Source organism: Rhodococcus oryzae, assembly GCF_005049235.1.
Classification (GTDB): domain Bacteria; phylum Actinomycetota; class Actinomycetes; order Mycobacteriales; family Mycobacteriaceae; genus Rhodococcus_G; species Rhodococcus_G oryzae.
Genome location: NZ_SUMD01000002.1, coordinates 345,887 through 362,737 on the forward strand (window position 1 = coordinate 345,887; position 16,851 = coordinate 362,737).

The window sequence follows — 16,851 nt, forward strand, 5'->3', positions numbered from 1 at the left end:
TCAGGGCCGGTCGAGCTCCATCGCGACCGCCCGCACCGGCGCACCGTCGCCGCCCGCCAGCTTCAGCGGCAGGATGCTGATCAGCGGGTCCGGGAAGTCGATGAGTTCGAGGTTGCAGAGGTTCTCGGCGATCACGCCGCCCGCGTTCGCGATCAGGTGGTGCGCCGGATAGTCCGTGTCCTCGTCGCCGGACGGGTCGACGCTCGGCGCGTCGAGGCAGAACGCCCGCACCCCCCGCTCGAGCAGCAGCGCACAGGCGTCGGCGCCGAGGAACGGGTGGTCGTAGTAGGCGTCGGTGCCGTAGTGCCGGTCCCACCCGGTATGGATGAGCGCGATGTCGCCGGACCGCACCGATTCGGCCGGCCCGGCGATCATCGCCCCGGTGACCGGCTGCCGAGGGGCCAGTCCGCGCAGGTCGAACACGACGCCGCGGCCGACGAAGAGCGACAGGTCCATTCGGTCGATCGGGGTGTCGCCGTCCCGCAGGTGTACCGGCGCGTCCACATGGGTGCCGGACTGCGATCCCATCTCCACACGCAGGACGTTGTAGCCGTCGCTGGCCACGGTGCAGTGCGGGATCAGCCTCGCCACCGGGTCGCCGGGGTACACCGGCATGCCGGTGTCGATCGGGTGTGAGAGATCCACGATCCTGCGCACCACGCTCACGGCCTCACCTCCATCGTGTGTCGACCAGTATCACCCGCGCAACGGGTACTCGAAGCCCGGCACGAGCCGTCCGGCGACCCAGGCGGCCGCCAGCACGATCGCCACCGCGGGTATCAGGGTGTGCGGGAGGTAGCCCAGGCCGGGGCCGGTGAGCCCGATGCCGCCCGCGCACAGCGCCGCGGGGATGTGCGGCGCGCGCAGGATGGCCATCAGTGCGACCGTGGCGACCACCGAGGCCGCGACGGCGACCTCCGACGGTCCGAGGACCGCGGTGATCGGCAGCGCCGTCGCCGCGGCGGCCGGGTAGGCCCGCAGGATCGCCCCCGGTCTCGCGGGCGGTCCTGCGGGGGCGAGCGCGATCAGGGCGGCCGACGCCACGAACGGCAGCGCGAAGACCGCGAGTCCGAGCAGGTGTTCGGCCGTGGCCAGGGACGCGATGATGATCAGCGCCGACGCGGCCGCGCTGAGGGCCGAGGCGGTGGTGCCCCGGCGGGCGATCGCGGCGGAGGCGCTGGTGAGGACGGACATGGGACTCCTTCTGGCAGGCGTTGCGGATCAGGGGTTTCGGCGGAGGAAGTCCCGGATCAGGTCGGCGATCTCCTGTCCGTGGGTCTCCAGCGCGAAGTGGCCCGCGTCGAGCAGGTGGATCTCCGCGTCGGGGAGATCGGTCGCGAATGCCTCGGCGCCTGCGGGGCCGAAGATCTCGTCGCCGCGGCCCCAGGCGACCAGTGTCGGCGGCCGATGGGTCCGGAAGTACTCCTGGAAGGCCGGGTACCCGTCGAGGTTGAACTGGTAGTCCCAGAACAATTGGAGCTGAATCTCCTTGTTGCCCGGCCGGTCCAGGCCCGCCTGGTCCGTCAGCCAGGTCTCGGGCGCGATCCGGTCCAGCCGGTCGGCGGGGACGCCGTGGGTGTACTGCCATTGCGTCGCGTCGAGCTCGAGGAGTTCGCGGACCGCGGGTTCGTGCTCCGTGCGGTTCTGTGCGTGCGCGAACAGCACGTCCCAGAACGGGGTGAATCCCTCCCGGTAGGCATTGCCGCTCTGAGTGATCAGCGCGGTGACCCGTTCCGGGTGCTTGGCGGCGATCCGCAACCCGATCGGTGCACCGTAGTCCTGGATGTAGAGCGCGAAGCGGTCGATGCCGAGCCGGTCGAGTAGCTGATCGGTGATCTCGGCGAGGCGGTCGAAGCTGTAGTCGAACTCGTCGACCGCGGGCATCGAGGAGCGCCCGAAGCCGATGTGGTCGGGCGCGATCACGTGGAACTCGTCCGCGAGTTCGGCGATCAGGTTCCGGAACATGTGTGAACTGCTCGGAAACCCGTGCAGCAGAACGAGGGTCGGGTTGTCCGGGTGGCCGGACTCCCGATAGAAGACCTCGAGTCCGTCGATGGTCGCGGTGCGGTGGCGGGTGTCGAAGCTGGACATGGTGGCTCCTGACTCTTTTGGGAGAACGATCGTTCTCCGCCATGACGTGTACAGTAGAGAACGATGGTTCTCCGCGCAAGTGTCGAGGTGAGAGATGGATCCGGATACCGCAGACGCCCAGCTGCTCGACGCAGCCGAGGCACTGTTCAACGAGCGCGGTGTGCAGGCAGTCGGGATGGACGAGATCCGCTCGAGGTCCGGGGTCTCCCTCAAGCGCCTCTACCGGCTGTACCCGGCCAAGGACCGGCTGGTCGAGGCGGTGCTGCGCAGGCGGGACCTCGTCGTGCGGGAGGAGCTGGCCCGCTTCCTGGAGCCGATCGACGACCCCCGTGAGCGGGTTCTCGGCGTTTTCGACTACCTGGATGACTGGTTTCGGCGGGAGGACTTCCGGGGCTGCACCTTCATCAACACCTTCGGTGAGCTGGGCGGGGGGAACCAGGCCGTCGCCGACATCGCCAAGGCGAACAAGGCGGCACTGCTCGAGTGCCTGCGCGAGCTGGTCTCCGCCGCGGGCCTATCGGCGCCGCTGGCCGACCAGCTCGCGATCCTCGCGAACGGTGCGATGGCGATCGCCGCGATCGCCGGCTCACCCCTGCCCGCCCGGCAGGCCCGCGATGCCGCCCGCGTGCTGCTGGACGCGGTGAGCTGACGACCACGCGGGGGCGTCACCCTCGCCGGCGGATCCGCCGGTCGACCGCCCGCGCGGCCGCGATCGGGTCCCACACCCCGGGGCGGGCCCTTACGAGGGGGTAGCAAGCGAGTCCGAGGACTGCGGCGGTGAGGTGGCCGACGTCGGTGAAGGTGACGCCGCCGAGCAGCGGCACCGCATAGAAGACGAGCACGCCGGCCAGGTAGACGTACCGCCAGGGCAGGGCGATCCGATACGTCAGTACTGCAACCACGCCCGCGAGGGCATAGCTGACTCCGTAGTCGAGGGTGTCGACCGCGGACTCCGGGGCGCGACCGTGCTGGATCGCCCAGTACAGGACGCCCTCGCTGATGTAGGTGGCGCCGACGTGCGCGATCACCACGACGACGAGCCACCGACGCGTGCCGAGCCAGCGTTCGGCCGGCACATGAAAGACGTTGTAGACGACGAAGTAGGTGATCCAGCCGCCGCCCGCGAGCCAGAACGCGCTGGTGATCAGCACCCGTATCGGGTCCTCGGCCAGGTGGTGCAGATTGGTCGACCGATTGCCGAGCACGTCGGTCAGGAGGTCCGGCGCCAGGTGGCGGCCCACCACGGTCGTCGCGAGCAGGATCGCCAGCCAGATGAACGTGCCCGGTGCGCGCCGGATGTAGGCCCACACGGCACGCGGGACGGAGGTCAGCTGCCGGGCGGTCGGTAGGTCGCGGGGCGCTTGGCCGCTTCGTCGATCTGCTCGGGGGTGAGCAGGGCGACGGTCACGGTGCGGGCCGCGCCGCTCGCGGCGGTGCGGATGCTCAGCGCCGCCGCGGCCACCTCGTCGGGCACCTCGCCGATGACGTAGAGGTCGTGGCCGCCGAACGCGAAGTGGCAGCTCTCAACGGTCCCGCCGACGCTCTCGACCGCCTGCACGATCGCGTCGCGGCGTCCCGATCCGCCTTCGATGAGTAGGCCTTGTGCACCATCGTGTGTGTAGCCGACCTGCCACAGGTATTTGGGCATGATCATGTCCCTCGGCTCGGTTTCTGGGGTGTATCCATCGTCCTCCTCCCGGCCGGGGACCGGTGCGGTATCGAGGAAACGACGACGGATCTACGCTCGGCTCATGGCGGAAGTCCGCATCGGGATCTCCGGATGGGCGTATCCCGGCTGGCGCGGCGATTTCTATCCCGCCGGCCTGGAGCACCGGCGGGAGCTGGCGTACGCCGCGTCCCGAATGGCCTCGATCGAGATCAACGGATCCTTCTACGCGCTGCAGACCCCCGATTCCTTCGCCCGGTGGCGGGACGAGACCCCCGACGGATTCGTGTTCGCGGTCAAGGGCGGCCGCTACATCACGCACATGAAGCGCCTGCACGACGCGGACACCGCACTGGCCAACTTCTTCGCATCCGGCCCGCTCGCGCTGCACGCCAAGCTCGGCCCGATCCTGTGGCAGCTTCCGCCCACGTTCGCGTTCGACGCCGACCGCCTCGCCCCGTTCCTCGCCGCCTTGCCGCGGACCACGATGGCGGCAGCGGAGCTCGCCGCGCGCCACGACGACAAGGTGCCCGAGGGGGGTGCGCTCACCGTCACCGATGCGCCGAGGCCGGTCCGGCATGCCCTCGAGGCGCGCCACGGCAGCTTCGGTGACCCGGAGGCGGTGGCGCTGATCGAGCGGAACGGGGTGGCCCTGGTGGTCGCGGACTCGGCGGGCAGATACCCGATGTTCGACAGGCGCACAAGCGATTTCATGTATGCACGGCTGCACGGCGACACCGAGCTCTATGAGAGCGGCTACGGCGACCACGTCCTCGACACATGGGCGACGCGGATCCGGGGGTGGTGCGCGGACGGGCTCGACGTGTACGTCTACCTCGACAATGACGCGCGCGGCCGCGCACCGTTCGACGCGATCGCGCTCGGGCGGCGGCTCGGGGCGCTCTGACGGGCCGGGGACGGGTTCCGCGCCGCCCAGCGGCTCACTCCTCGGGCAACTCGACGCCCAGGGTCGCGGCGCGCTCGGCCACCGCCTCGGGGAAGACATTCCGGAACAGGTAGGGGTCCTTGCCGATCACCCATCCGGGGGCGAGCCTGGTGGCGTACCGCTCGAAGTAGCCGAGCTGCTTGCCGAACAGGACCAGCTCCTCCGGGCTGGCGACTCCCCACTGCTTGCCGAGCTGGACCAGCGCCATGATGAGCGTGCCCAGGTTCAGTTCGGCCAGGTCATTGGTGAACACCGGGGCCAGGACGGCGGCCACCTGCATGCCGATCTCGGCGTCGCCTGCCTCGATGTCCGCGGTGTAACCGAGGTCGCGGATGCCGCGCGCCACCCGGGCGAAATCGCCGTCGATGAGGTTGGCGTAGAACATGTCCCGCAGGATCGACCGCCAGACCTCGGGCAGTTCGCCGACGATGCCGAAGTCGAGGAAGGCGATGCGTCCGTCGTCGAGCGCCCACAGGTTTCCCGCGTGCACGTCGCCGTGGAACGGTCCGTGGACGGTGATCGACTCGATCCACGCCTTGACGCCGCGCCGGATCAGCATCGTGGTGTCGTGATCGGCGTCGGGGACGAACCGGTCGAGGGGCACGCCGTGGAGCCGTTCCATGCAGATCACGTGCGGACCGCAGTAGTCCCAGTACACCTCGGGCGCCGTCACGCCCTTGTTGTCGCCGAATGACCAGATGGCGTCACGAAACCGAGTCTGTCGGTCGGCCTCGACGGCGCTGTTGAGCTCCGTCATGGTGGCGGCGTGCAGGTCTCGGATGATCGCGGTCGCGTTCGCGATCCGGAAGAACTCGAAGAGTCGCTCGAGCAGTTTGGCGCCGCCGTACGCGGTGCGCAGGTCGACGAGCATGCGGTGATAGATGCCCGGCCTCTGCACCTTGATCACGGCCTCGCGGCCGTCGGGGAGCACACAGGCGTGCACCTGCGCTACGGATGCCGCGGCCAGGGGTTCGTCGTCGAAGCTCGCGAAGATCTCGTCGACGCGCCCGCCGAGGTCGCCCTCGATGACCTCCCTGGCCTTCTGCGCGGACACCGGCGGCACGTCGTCGAGACACCGCAGGCAGGCGTTGGCGAGGGGGGCAGGGAACACTCCGGACGAGGAGGCCATCAGCTGCCCGAGTTTGACGAAGGTCGGGCCCAGCGCCTCGAAGGCGTTGACCACACCCTCCGATGCGGCATCGGCCCAGGTCTCACCGCGCCGCAGGAACGGCTTGGTGAGCACCGCGTACCCCGCGCAGGCGAGGATCACCACACCGACCACAACGGCGCGCCACAGCTGGGCCGGGCCGAACTTGTTGAGGTCGGGCATGTGCACCGACAGCGCGGCCGCGGGCGGTCCCGACGCGTAGGGGCCGACGGGACTCGAATGGTTGGACTGTGGCACCGTTCACCTCGATTCGGGTCCAGCCAGCGTAGGGGTGGCGGTCTATTCCGTCGACACCCGGCCCGGGAGACGCGGAGTTCCCGCACGTCGATGTTAGATTCCGACCGCAACGTGGTCAGCCCGGTGGCGGGTCTGCGGGCCCGAGCAGAGCTCAACGCGGAGGTGCCTTTGACACGCAGGCTTGCCGTCCTGGTCGCGGCCGTGGTGATCGGTTCCTGTGCGGTGGTCTACGCGGAGAGACCGGATGCCGTCGCCGCTCCGCTGGGTTCGGACCGAGCGGGGGCGCAGGGGAGCGGATCCTGTGCCGCCGACCTGGTGACCACCACGGCGGCGCTGCTGCCGGAGAAGCTCGAGATCCCGGTGCCGTTGCCGGTGGTCACCGCGGTGCCGTTCCCGGCGCCGACGACCACCCCGACCCGGATTCCCGCGCAGGCGCTGCCGCCGGATCCCTGCGCCGATCCCTGCCCGGACCTGACCGACGAGGGGCCCGCCGGCCCGGACTCGCTGCTGAAGGCGCTGCGGATTCCCGAGGTCGGTCTCAAGTTCCAGCCTTTTCACCTGGGCATTCCTGTGCCCGGGCCGGATCCAGGGCAGCAGGCGGTCGCCCCGGCTCCGGTGTTCCCGCCGACGGAGGCGGTGGCGAACTCGGCCCCGCGCCCGATCCCAGGGGTCGGCGCGGTCACCCGGGTCGCGAAGTTGACGGGTGCCGGCTCGATCAACCGCACGGACAAGCGTTGGCAGGTGAACGGCACCGATCTGGGCATCATGTGGGAGAGCGCGCCCGGCGAGGTCGCCGTCGCGTTCGGCGACACCGTCGGCCGGGGCTTCCACCCGCCGGGCGGCCAGGGCGGCGACTGGCGCAGCAATGTGCTTGCCTTCAGCAGCGACGAGAACCTTTCGGACGGTATGAGTTTCGACTCCATGGTGCAGGACGATCGGTGTCACGCGGCGGAGCTGCTCAGCAGCCGGAAGCTGGACAACGTGGAGATCACCACCATCCCCACCTCGGGCTTCGCGATCGGTGAGCGGCAGTACATGAGCTATATGTCCATCCGCACGTGGAACAGCATCCCCGGCACCTGGTTCACCAATCACGGCGGCATCGCCTACTCCGACGACCACGGCCAGACCTGGGTCAAGGATCCGTATGCGCGGTGGGACAACATATTCGGGCTCTCCAACTTCCAGGTGAGTGCGATGGTCCCGCAGGGCGACTACGTCTACATGTTCGGCACCCCCAACACCCGGCTCGGCGACCTGGGGCTGGCCCGGGTGCCGGTCGGGGAGGTGCTCAACACGTCGGCGTACCAGTACTGGCAGAACGGGGTCTGGACGCCGGTCGGTGGACAGGCGGCCGCGACGCCGGTGGTACGCGGCCCGGTGGCCGAGGTGTCGGTCCGGTACGACGAGGTCCGGCGGGTCTGGCAGATGGTCTATCTGGACACCGCAAGGACCGCGATCGTCCTGCGTGAATCCGACTCGCCGCAGGGGGAGTGGTCGGAGCCGGCGCCGCTGGTCAGCGTCACCGAGTACCCCGAGCTGTACGGTGGCTTCATCCACCCCTGGTCGACAGGTGACGATCTGTACTTCACCATCTCGACGTGGTCCGACTACAACGTTTTCCTCATGCGCGCCGAGCTGAACTGAGTCGGATCGCTCTGGACTCCAGGAGCGTAGCGGTATCGGAACATGGTGCCGCCACAATGAATTCGAAGGAGCCGAACCACCCGATGTGGCCCACCGAATGGCCGTCCGTCGCCCGTGAGATCGCCGACGCGACCGACGCTGCCGTCGCCGCGGTACGCACCGCCGAACCCGAGCCGTTCGCGGAGGCGTCCGCCCGGCTCGCCGCCCTCGATCAGGAGCAGGTCACCGTGGTGCACGCGTCGATCGTGCGCGAGTTGCTCGAGGAGCTGCATCCCGACGGCCTGACCGGTGACGACGTGCAGGCCGTGCTCGAGCGCTGCGCCCGGTCCGCCGTGTCGTGGGTGCCCGATCTGGACGTGTCGGTGCTCGTCGTGGTGCTGACCGGTGCGCTGGGGCTGACCGACCCCGACGAGGACCCGCGTCCGCTCGCCCGCGCGGACCTGCCCCGGTACGCGACCCTGGTGATCGCGGACCTGCTCGCGGCCGCGGATGCGCCCGGGTCGGGCTACATCCGGCGGGCGATCGGCGAGGTCGCCCGCGCGCAGACCGTGGAGATGCCCTGACTGTCTGAGCCCGCTAGCCGTGCAGGATGTTCGCGGCCGCGATCATCGCCTCGACGGACGACTCCGTCGCGGTGTCCGCGAGGCCTGCCGCCCAGTGCCTGCGCCCCCCGTGCTCGCACAGCAGGAAGGTCGCGGTCCGGCCGTCGCCGACCCTCTGCTGGTGGAAGGAGAGGATCTCCATCGGCAGTCCGGCGTCGTAGAGCATCGAGGTGAGCGCCGCGATCGGCCCGGCCGCGGTGGCCTCGGCCTGGTGAATGGTGTCGCCGAGGGCGAGCGTGGCCCGGAACTCGGTGCGGCCGGCGCCGAGGGCATGTGCGGACCATCGGCCGAAGCGGATCGGACCGCCGGTCGGCGAGTAGGTGGCGCGGAACGTGCGCCAGCTCATGCCGGCGGCCTCGGCGCGCAGTGCACGGGGGAGCGGGATGCCGAAACGCAGCGCGAACGGGTCAGACGCAGGGGTGGCGGTGTGTGAGGCGAATGCCTGAAGAGAGTTCATTGAAGCGGTCTTCCTGGATGGAGAGGAAGGACCAACAGATAGCTCGACGACCCGCAGCGAGGGGTCGGTCCGAATCAGACCCCGCTACGGGCGGAATACGAGCTTCATGCGCTTCATGGGGTCCGAATGTAGAGGCGAAACCGCGATGACGCAACTGTGGCGAAGAATCGCCCCGCGAAATTGAACGCTTGTCCATATGTAGTTAAATAGTTGGACGTTTGTTCATATAAGTATCGACGCGCGAAGCCGGCCCCATGCCGGACCCGGGCGACGGCCCTTCGGCGTCGCCCCTCGTGTCCCCTGTTTCACTCGATCGGAGGATCTCAATGTCCCGTCCCATGATGCGTCGCATCGCGTCTGTGGTTGCCGCCACGGCACTGATCGCCGGTGGTCTCGCGATCGGTGCGGGTACCGCTGCGGCCGCCCAGGCGCCCTACTCGGCCACCAAGACCACGAGCAACATCAAGGTGACCAAGAGCGTCGTCGGTGACGGCACGGTCGCGCCGGGACAGAAGGTGACCTACCGGACCACTATCGCGACCACCGCCCATCCCGATCGGTTCATCAGCCGGGTCACCGACTTCCACCCGGCGGGCTTCAAGTACGTCAACGGGAGCGCGAAGCTCACCGCCTGGCACCTCGTCGGCGGCGTGAAGACCGAGAACGTGACGCCCGAGGTCGACGTCAACAACAACACGGTCTCGGTGCCCAGCGCCGGAATGGCGATCTCCCAGACCGACAGCAAGACCGTCACTTTCGAGGTGACCTACCTGGTGCCGCAGAATGCGCAGATCGGCACCGCGCCCGACAGTGGCGTGTCCTTCGACGTGTCGGGCTTCGCGACCACCCAGACCTTCAATCCGATGGGTGTGAGCGCCACCATCCGTGCTCTCAACCCGGGCGAGGCGGTCGCCACCGGTTCTTCGGAGTTCGGCCTCGGCTCGTCCGACGGCGAGGGCGGCACCACCGGCTCCGCTGGATCCGCGATCGTCGAGAACCCGACGGGCTTCGTCGTCGACGTGCTGCGTGGGGTCGTCGGCAGCTAGCCGTACACACCTGAAACAAGGGCCGTCCGGATACTTCGGACGGCCCTTGTTTTGTCTAACGATTTATCAAGTGCGACAGGAGTTTTCGAAATCCTGCGCGTACGCGGGTGTCCATCCATACGATGGCGCGACGCACGTTCGGATCCGGGGTCTCAGCGGTACCGAGGTGTCGTGAATCTGTCCCCGACGAATGGAGATCCCGCATGTCCCGTCCCACGATGCGCCGCCTCGTATCCGCCGTTGCCGCCTCGGCCCTGCTCGCAAGCGGCGGCCTGGCCCTCGGCGCGGGCGCCGCGTCCGCTGCACCGAGCCTGTTCGACTTCGGCTCCACGGCGGGGGGACCGGCGCAGCTGGACCTCGGCTCCAGCTCGAACGGTCAGGAGCTGCCTGCCTCCGCCACGGTGACCACCGACAATCTCGCGGTGACCAAGGCCGTCGTCGGCAGCAACAAGATCGCGACCACCGGTCAGGTCACGTATCGGACCACCATCGCGGCCACCGGCGGCCCGGACCGGCTCGTCAACAAGATTGCCGACATCTTCCCGTTCGCCCTCAGCTACGTGTCGGGGAGCGCGACCGTCACATCATGGCAGGACGGCCAGATGAAGACCGAGGGTGTCGTCCCCGCCGAGGCCAACGGACGCCTCGCCGTGTCCAAGGATGTCGGCTGGGTCGTCTCGGCGACGGGCAACAAGACCGTCACCTTCGAGGTGACCTACCGCGTGCGCACCGACATCTCGTTCGACATCGACGTCTTCGACAGCGGCACCGCGATCGAGGTCAGTGGGCAGGCCACCCAGGAATGGCCCGATATGGGTGTGAAGATCGGGCTGCTCGGGCCGAGCGGCTCCTAGCCGACCGCGGCCGGGCGGCAATGGGTCCATCCGGAGCCGTTGCCGCTCAGGCCATGTCGTCCTCGTCGCCGGGAGTCACCCGCCGCAACCCGCGATACGCCTCCGCGGGGGTGCGGCGGCCTGCGACCACCGCCTCCACCTCCGCGGCGATCGGCATCTCGACGTCGTAGTCGCGGGCCAGTTCCATCACCGTCGGGGCCGTCTTGACGCCCTCGGCGACCTGACCGAGCTCGGCGAGGGTCTGCTCGATCGTGAGCCCACGGGCCAGCGCCTCGCCGACCCTGCGGTTGCGGGAGGCCGGGCTGATGCAGGTCGCGATCAGGTCGCCGACGCCGGTGAGGCCGGCGAACGTGCGCGGGTTGGCCCCCATCGCCTCGCCGAGCCGCGTCATCTCGGCGAGCCCGCGGGCGAGCACCATTGCCCGGGTGTTGTCGCCGACGCCGAGGCCGTCGGCCATGCCCGCGGCGATCGCCACGATGTTCTTGAGGATGCCGCCGAGCTCGCAGCCGAGCACGTCGGTGTTGCGGTACACGCGGAACACCGGCGAGGCGAAGAGCGGCTGCAGCGCGGTGGCCACCCGATCGTCCTGGGTCGCGACCACCGAGGCGGCGGCCAGGCCGTCGACGATCTCCCTTGCGATGTTCGGTCCGGCCAGCAGCCCGACCGGATGGCCAGGCAGACACTCGGCGATCACCTCGGTTGGCCGCTGCCTGGTGCCGGGCTCGAGCCCCTTTGCCAGCGACAGCACCGGCACCCATGCACGAACCCCGTTGGAGATCTCGCTCAGCGTCGAGCGCACCGCGTGCGAGGGCACCCCGACCACCAGGACATCGGCCTCGTTGGCGGCCTCGGCGATATCGGAGGTCGCGCGCAGGTCCGGCGAAAGGGCCCGGTCGCCGAGGTAGCGGGAGTTGCGATGCTCGGAATTGACCTCATCGGCGGTGTTCGGATCGCGAGCCCACAGCAGCGTCGGGGTGTTCCGCGCGGCGAGCCCCGCGACCGTGGTTCCCCACGAGCCGGCCCCCAGCACCACCACCCGTACCGGCCGCGCCATCACCGATCACCCAGTCCGCCATCGACAATTGCGATCATCGATTCAGGTTCCCACCCGCGCCGAGGGCGCGGTGCGGAAACCTGGAAACTCGTCGGACGTTCAGGGAGCGACGACGCCCGCGATCGGGATGCGTCCGCCGACCGCGACGCGGAAGTCGACCATGGCGCGCTGCAGATGGTCCGGCGAGGTGACCACGACGGCGCTGGTGGCGCCGCGCTGAGCGAGGATCGCGTTGGTGTTCCGCGCGTTCTCGACCGTGGAGCGCGAGGTGTATTCCTCGGTGATCCGGAATGCGGGGATGCCGTGCCCGATCAGCCAATCGCGCATCGCGCGGGACTCGGTGATCCCGTTCTGCGGTACGCCGCCGCTGACGATGATCGGGGACAGCGGGTAGCGGTGGGCGACCTGCAGGGTCGCCTGCATCCGGGACTCGAGCACCGGCCGCATCGTGCCGTTGGGGAACAGCCCCGCGCCGAGCGCCACGATGTTGGTGCCGAACGGATTCAGGTCGAGGACCACCGGGAACTGGGTGGTCAGGGTCTCGAACCGGGTGCAGGCGAGGATCGCATCCCGAGAGGGTGTCTGGCAGCCGCCGATGGTCGAGAGCACGCCGTTCACGAGCGTGGTCGGTGTCACGTCGGCATTCGCCGTGGCAGGCAGGACGGCGCCAGCCGCGGCCGCGATTGCGGTGGCGGCCAGGATCCTGCGGGCGAGCAGAGACGGCGAACGAAACGACATGACACTCCTTTTGGACGAACGGCTCCTCCCCCGCAGGAGGTGACGAACGGGGTTCAGTCTGGACTAGGACCCGTATCCGTGTTGGGGCTTTCGGAAATCTGCACTCTCCGACCGCCATTCAAGCACGCGATACCCCAAGATATCGGTTGAAACGTCCTGCGCGTTTCAGTCCTCGGCCTTCGCCAGCGCCGACGGCCACCAGATTCGCTTACCGATGTCATAGGAGAGAGCGGGAACCAGGACGCTGCGCACGATGATGGTGTCGAGCAGAACGCCAAAGGCCACCGCGAACCCGATCTCCGCGAGGAACACCAGCGGCAGCACACCCAGCACCGCGAATGTCGCGGCGAGAACCACACCAGCGGAGGTGATCACGCCACCGGTGACGGCCAGCCCGCGCAGCACCCCGGAGCGGGTTCCATGGGTGAGTGACTCCTCCCGCACCCGGGTCATCAGGAAGATGTTGTAGTCGATGCCGAGCGCGACAAGGAACACGAAGGCGAACAGCGGGAAGGCCTGGTCGGCGCCCGCGAAGTGGAACACGTGGGTGAAGAAGAACCCGCACACGCCGAGCGTGGCCGCGAACGAGAGCACCACGGTGGCGATCAGGATCAGCGGCGCGAGCAGCGCCCGGAGCAGGATGGCGAGCACCAGGAAGATCACCACGAGCACGATCGGGATGATCAGGTTCCTGTCGTGCACCGAGGCTGTCTGCACGTCCAGGGTGGCCGCGGAGTTCCCGCCCACCAGGGCGTCGGCGCCGGGGACGGCGTGCACCGCGGTGCGCAGCCGCTCGATGGTCTCCAACGCCTCCGGTGAGTCGTAGGAGTCCGTGAGCGTGGCGGTGACGACGGTGCGGCCGTCGATAGGCTGCACGGTCAGCTGTGGCGGCGGGCAGCCGGTCGGTGCGCTTGCGGGGGCGCCGGTACCCAGGTTCAGCCCAGCCACCTTGGCGTAGTCGATCTGCAGGCATACCGAACCGGGGGCCGTTGCGACACCCTCGACCCCGCCCGCGACGGCGATCACCTGCTCGGCGGCGTCGGCGTTGGTCATGATGACGGCAGGCGCGCCGGTGCCCTGCGGGAACTTGGCGTCGTAGATCGCCTGCCCCTGGGCGGCCTCGGGGTTGTTGGTGAAGTTCTCGGTTGAGGTGAGCCCATCCGTCTGCAGGCTGCCGATCCCGATGGCGCACAGCGCGATCAACAGCACCGTGGTGCCGATCCACGCCGGCCGGGCCCGGTTGCCGACAGTGGTCGCGATCCGGCCCCACATGCCGTGCGCGGCGAGATCGGCGGCGTGGTCGACCTGCGGGACGCGCGGCCAGAACACCCACCGGCCGGCGGTCGCCAGCGCCACGGGGAGGAACGTCATCATCACCAGGTAGGTGCAGGCGATGCCGATGGCGGTGACCGGACCGAGGCTCTTGTTCGAGTTCAGTTCGGAGAAGGTCAGGCACAGCAGGCCGAGGATGACGGTCACCGCGGAGGCGGTGATCGCGGGGGCCGATTCGCGCCAGGCCCGGATCATCGCGTCGAACCGGTTGGGGTAGGCGTGCAGTTCCTCGCGGTACCGCGCGATCAGCAGCAGCGCGTAGTCGGTACCAGCACCGAGTACGAGGACCATCAGGATGCCTTGGCTCTGGCCGGTCAGCGTCAGGATGTCCTGCTTGGCGAGGAAGTAGATGACCATCGAGGAGAGGCCGAGCGCCAGCATCGCGGACAGCAGCGGGAAGATCCAGAGGACCGGGGAGCGGTAGACGACCAGCAGGATCAGGATCACCACGAGGAGGGCCGCTCCGAGCAGCGCGCCGTCGAGTCCCTGGAAGGCGTCGATGAACGCCACGAGCAGCCCGCCCGGGCCCGCGGGCAGCACCTCGAGTTCGGCGGCGGCCGCCGATCTGGCCGCGTCCATCACGTGCTGTTCGGTCTCGGCGAGGACGTCGCCCTGGACCTGCGTGCCGTCGGACTTGGCCACCAGCGGCACGAACAGGGCCGCGGTGGTGCCGTCCTCGGAGTACTGGACCGGGGCCATGCCGGTCTTGTCGACACCAGGAACCTGCGTCACCGCCGTCGCGGCGTTGGCGATCGACTCCTTGTCCTGCTCGGTCAACGGCCCGTCGCGGTGGAAGACGACGAATCCGGGGATGGTCTCGACCGTGACGAACTTCGCGGATTCGTCGGCGACGATGGTCGATTCGGCGGAGGCGGACAGATAGCTGGCGTTGTCGTTCTTCTGGACCTCGGCGAGCTTGCCCTGGAAAGAGCCGCCGACGCCGCCGGCCAGGAAGGCGATCAGCGCGATCGCGATGACGGTGAAGACCGGCCAGCCGCGTCGGGGCTTCCGGGGCGTCACCGTCGAAGGCTCGTCGCTGATGTCGAGTTCGGCCATCGGTTCTCCTCGGAAATGCCCGTCACCGCAGGTCTCCAACGGGTTCAAGTAGACCACGGGGTGGGCCGGGGGATCCGGGATTCCCTTGACCGATTCGCGTTTTCCCGACACGGTGACGGGAACATGTTCTAACTTTGTCCTCGCTCCGGCGCGCCGACCGCGCCACCACAGAGAGAGGGGACAGTGTCGATGACCGCAGGTCGTTCGGATCAGCAGACCCGTGGCGTCTCGCGCAGAGGCTTCTTGACCGCCGCGACGGGGGCCGCCGCCCTCGCCGGACTCGGCTGGACGCCGGCGCGCGCGATCCCACTCGGTGACGCCAGGGCGACCCTGCCCGCACCGCCCGCCTTCCCCGACGGCATCGCCCTCGTTCAGCAGAGCTACGAGAACTGGGCGCAGGAGATCCGCTTCGACCAGGTCTGGACCTGCACGCCCCGGGACGCGCAGGATGTGGTCCGCCTCGCGAACTGGGCGCACGCCAACGGCTACCGACTGCGGCCGCGAGGGACCATGCACGGGTGGAGCCCGCTGACCCTGGAGGCCGGCCAGAATGTCGACCGGGTGCTGCTGGTGGACACCATGGCCGGACTGAACGCCATCGCGGTCGACGCCGTGGGCGCCGCCGAGGGCCGTGCCACGGTCACCGCGGGCGCGGGCGCCACCGTGGAGGCCATCCTCGCCGAGTTGCAGGCGCATGGGCTCGGCTGGGCCAACGCCCCCGCGATCGGCGTACTCACCATCGCCGGTGTGCTCGCGATCGACGCACACGGGGCCACCCTGGCCGCCGACGGTGAATCCGCGCTCCCGGGAGCGTCTTTCGGGTCGCTGAGCAACCTGGTGACCGCGATGACGGCGGTGGTCTGGGACGAGGCCGGCGCTCGGTACGAGCTGCGGGAGTTCAGCAGGGCCGACGCGGCCATCCGCCCGCTGCTCGCCCACCTCGGCCGGTCCTTCGTCACCTCGGTGACGCTGCAGGCCGGACCCAACTACCGGCTCCGCTGCGAGTCCGTCACCGACATCCCGTGGCGCGAACTGTTCGCCCCGGCAGGGTCGCCGGGCCGGACCTTCGAGAGCTACGTGGCCCGCTCGGGTCGTGTCGAGGCGATCTGGTTCCCCTTCACCGAGACGCCGTGGCTCAAGGTGTGGACGCCCAGCCCGGTCAAGCCGCCGCAGTCCCGGGAGGTGACGGGGCCCTACAACTACTGGTACTCGGACAACCTCCCGCAGGCGGTCACCGATCCGCTCGGGCTGATCACCAGGGGGATCGGCAGCGCCACACCGCAGTTCGGTCAGGCGCAGTTCGAGACCATCGCGTCAGGTCTCGCCACCACCGGGACCGCCGACCTGTGGGGCTGGTCCAAGGACGTGCTGTTCTACCTCCGCGCGACGACCCTGCGAATGAACGCGGGCGGTGGTGTGGTGATCACCCGCAGGTCCAACATCGCGCGGGTGATCAACGAGTTCACCGGCTGGCATCACCGGCGTCAGCAGGAACTCCGGGCCGCGGGTCGGTATCCGATCAACGGGCCCTTCGAGGTGCGGCTGTGTGGGCTCGACGACCAAGGCGAGGTGACGGTGGAAAGCGCTGGTGCGCCTACCATCTCGGCGCTGCGTCCCCGCCCCGATCACCCCGAGTGGGACACCGCCATCTGGATGAACGTGGTCGGGGTGCCCGGCACGCCGGGCCAGGCCGCGTACTTCCGTGAGATGGAGCTGTTCATGAGGGAGAACTACAGCGGCGACTACGCCACGTTCCGGCCGGAATGGGCGAAGGGCTGGGCATTCACCGACCGGGCCGGGCACTCCGACGGGCCGTCCATCGACTCCGTCATCCCCGACACCTACCGGGAAGGGGTGCCGTCCGGCGACAACTGGGACACGGCACGTGCCGTGTACAACGCCAATGACCCGCACCGGATCTTCAGCAACGGCTTCCTGGACAGGCTGCTGCCATGAG

Annotated in this window: 17 protein-coding genes; 7 read left to right on the forward strand and 10 right to left on the reverse strand. The window is 69.1% G+C overall.

Annotated elements, in window-relative coordinates; translation table 11 throughout:
* Genes FCG67_RS04975 through FCG67_RS04985 form a run of 3 tightly spaced genes read right to left on the reverse strand, consistent with a single transcriptional unit; the run spans position 1 to position 2,091 of the window.
* Complete coding sequence (locus FCG67_RS04975; protein WP_136907667.1) at positions 1–666, reverse strand: cyclase family protein; 666 nt, start codon at positions 664–666, stop codon at positions 1–3.
* Positions 667–696: 30 nt separating this feature from the next.
* Positions 697–1,194 (reverse strand): HPP family protein, encoded by a 498-nt coding sequence (locus tag FCG67_RS04980; protein ID WP_136907669.1) that lies wholly within the window; start codon positions 1,192–1,194, stop codon positions 697–699.
* A 27-nt stretch (positions 1,195–1,221) separates the two neighbouring features.
* Positions 1,222–2,091: an alpha/beta fold hydrolase gene (locus FCG67_RS04985; RefSeq protein WP_136907671.1), complete on the reverse strand. Its 870-nt coding sequence runs from the start codon at positions 2,089–2,091 to the stop codon at positions 1,222–1,224.
* Positions 2,092–2,185: 94 nt separating this feature from the next.
* Between FCG67_RS04985 and FCG67_RS04990 the strand changes: the two genes are divergently transcribed.
* Positions 2,186–2,740, forward strand: coding sequence for a TetR/AcrR family transcriptional regulator (locus FCG67_RS04990; protein WP_136907673.1), 555 nt, complete (start codon positions 2,186–2,188; stop codon positions 2,738–2,740).
* Between the two features lie 16 nt (positions 2,741–2,756).
* Here the strand turns inward: FCG67_RS04990 and FCG67_RS04995 are convergent, their stop codons facing one another.
* Complete coding sequence (locus FCG67_RS04995; protein ID WP_246044850.1) at positions 2,757–3,401, reverse strand: rhomboid-like protein; 645 nt, start codon at positions 3,399–3,401, stop codon at positions 2,757–2,759.
* Between the two features lie 17 nt (positions 3,402–3,418).
* Positions 3,419–3,739, reverse strand: coding sequence for a GYD domain-containing protein (locus tag FCG67_RS05000; RefSeq protein WP_136907677.1), 321 nt, complete (start codon positions 3,737–3,739; stop codon positions 3,419–3,421).
* A 103-nt stretch (positions 3,740–3,842) separates the two neighbouring features.
* Between FCG67_RS05000 and FCG67_RS05005 the strand changes: the two genes are divergently transcribed.
* The gene (locus FCG67_RS05005) at positions 3,843–4,664 is read left to right on the forward strand and encodes a DUF72 domain-containing protein (RefSeq protein ID WP_136907679.1); all 822 of its coding nucleotides are present in this window, start codon (positions 3,843–3,845) and stop codon (positions 4,662–4,664) included.
* A gap of 34 nt (positions 4,665–4,698) precedes the next feature.
* Here the strand turns inward: FCG67_RS05005 and FCG67_RS05010 are convergent, their stop codons facing one another.
* Positions 4,699–6,033: an ABC1 kinase family protein gene (locus FCG67_RS05010; RefSeq protein WP_136908091.1), complete on the reverse strand. Its 1,335-nt coding sequence runs from the start codon at positions 6,031–6,033 to the stop codon at positions 4,699–4,701.
* Between the two features lie 243 nt (positions 6,034–6,276).
* Between FCG67_RS05010 and FCG67_RS05015 the strand changes: the two genes are divergently transcribed.
* Both FCG67_RS05015 and FCG67_RS05020 read left to right on the forward strand, forming a co-directional pair.
* Entirely contained in the window at positions 6,277–7,755 is a 1,479-nt protein-coding gene (locus FCG67_RS05015) for a glycoside hydrolase family 183 protein (protein ID WP_136908093.1), read from the forward strand.
* A gap of 83 nt (positions 7,756–7,838) precedes the next feature.
* The gene (locus FCG67_RS05020) at positions 7,839–8,318 is read left to right on the forward strand and encodes a hypothetical protein (RefSeq protein ID WP_136908095.1); all 480 of its coding nucleotides are present in this window, start codon (positions 7,839–7,841) and stop codon (positions 8,316–8,318) included.
* Positions 8,319–8,331: 13 nt separating this feature from the next.
* Here the strand turns inward: FCG67_RS05020 and FCG67_RS05025 are convergent, their stop codons facing one another.
* Positions 8,332–8,814, reverse strand: a complete 483-nt coding sequence (locus tag FCG67_RS05025; RefSeq protein ID WP_136907681.1) for an alpha-isopropylmalate synthase regulatory domain-containing protein — start codon at positions 8,812–8,814, stop codon at positions 8,332–8,334.
* A 326-nt stretch (positions 8,815–9,140) separates the two neighbouring features.
* Here FCG67_RS05025 and FCG67_RS05030 point away from each other — a divergent pair, with 326 nt between their 5' ends.
* Positions 9,141–9,860 carry a hypothetical protein gene (locus FCG67_RS05030; RefSeq protein WP_246044855.1) on the forward strand — a complete coding sequence of 240 codons (720 nt, stop codon included), beginning with the start codon at positions 9,141–9,143 and terminating at the stop codon, positions 9,858–9,860.
* Between the two features lie 203 nt (positions 9,861–10,063).
* Complete coding sequence (locus FCG67_RS05035; protein ID WP_136907683.1) at positions 10,064–10,714, forward strand: hypothetical protein; 651 nt, start codon at positions 10,064–10,066, stop codon at positions 10,712–10,714.
* A gap of 46 nt (positions 10,715–10,760) precedes the next feature.
* Here FCG67_RS05035 and FCG67_RS05040 read toward each other — a convergent pair whose 3' ends face one another.
* The 3 genes from FCG67_RS05040 to FCG67_RS05050 all read right to left on the reverse strand — a co-directional run bounded on the left by FCG67_RS05040 (position 10,761) and on the right by FCG67_RS05050 (position 14,894).
* Positions 10,761–11,768, reverse strand: coding sequence for an NAD(P)H-dependent glycerol-3-phosphate dehydrogenase (locus FCG67_RS05040; protein WP_136907685.1), 1,008 nt, complete (start codon positions 11,766–11,768; stop codon positions 10,761–10,763).
* 99 nt (positions 11,769–11,867) lie between these two features.
* Complete coding sequence (locus tag FCG67_RS05045) at positions 11,868–12,506, reverse strand: YdcF family protein (RefSeq protein WP_136907687.1); 639 nt, start codon at positions 12,504–12,506, stop codon at positions 11,868–11,870.
* Positions 12,507–12,671: 165 nt separating this feature from the next.
* The gene (locus tag FCG67_RS05050) at positions 12,672–14,894 is read right to left on the reverse strand and encodes an MMPL family transporter (RefSeq protein ID WP_136907689.1); all 2,223 of its coding nucleotides are present in this window, start codon (positions 14,892–14,894) and stop codon (positions 12,672–12,674) included.
* 189 nt (positions 14,895–15,083) lie between these two features.
* On the opposite strand from FCG67_RS05050, the gene FCG67_RS05055 reads away from it, so the two are divergent.
* Entirely contained in the window at positions 15,084–16,850 is a 1,767-nt protein-coding gene (locus FCG67_RS05055) for a cholesterol oxidase substrate-binding domain-containing protein (protein WP_136907691.1), read from the forward strand.
* The last annotated feature ends 1 nt before the right edge of the window (position 16,851 follow it).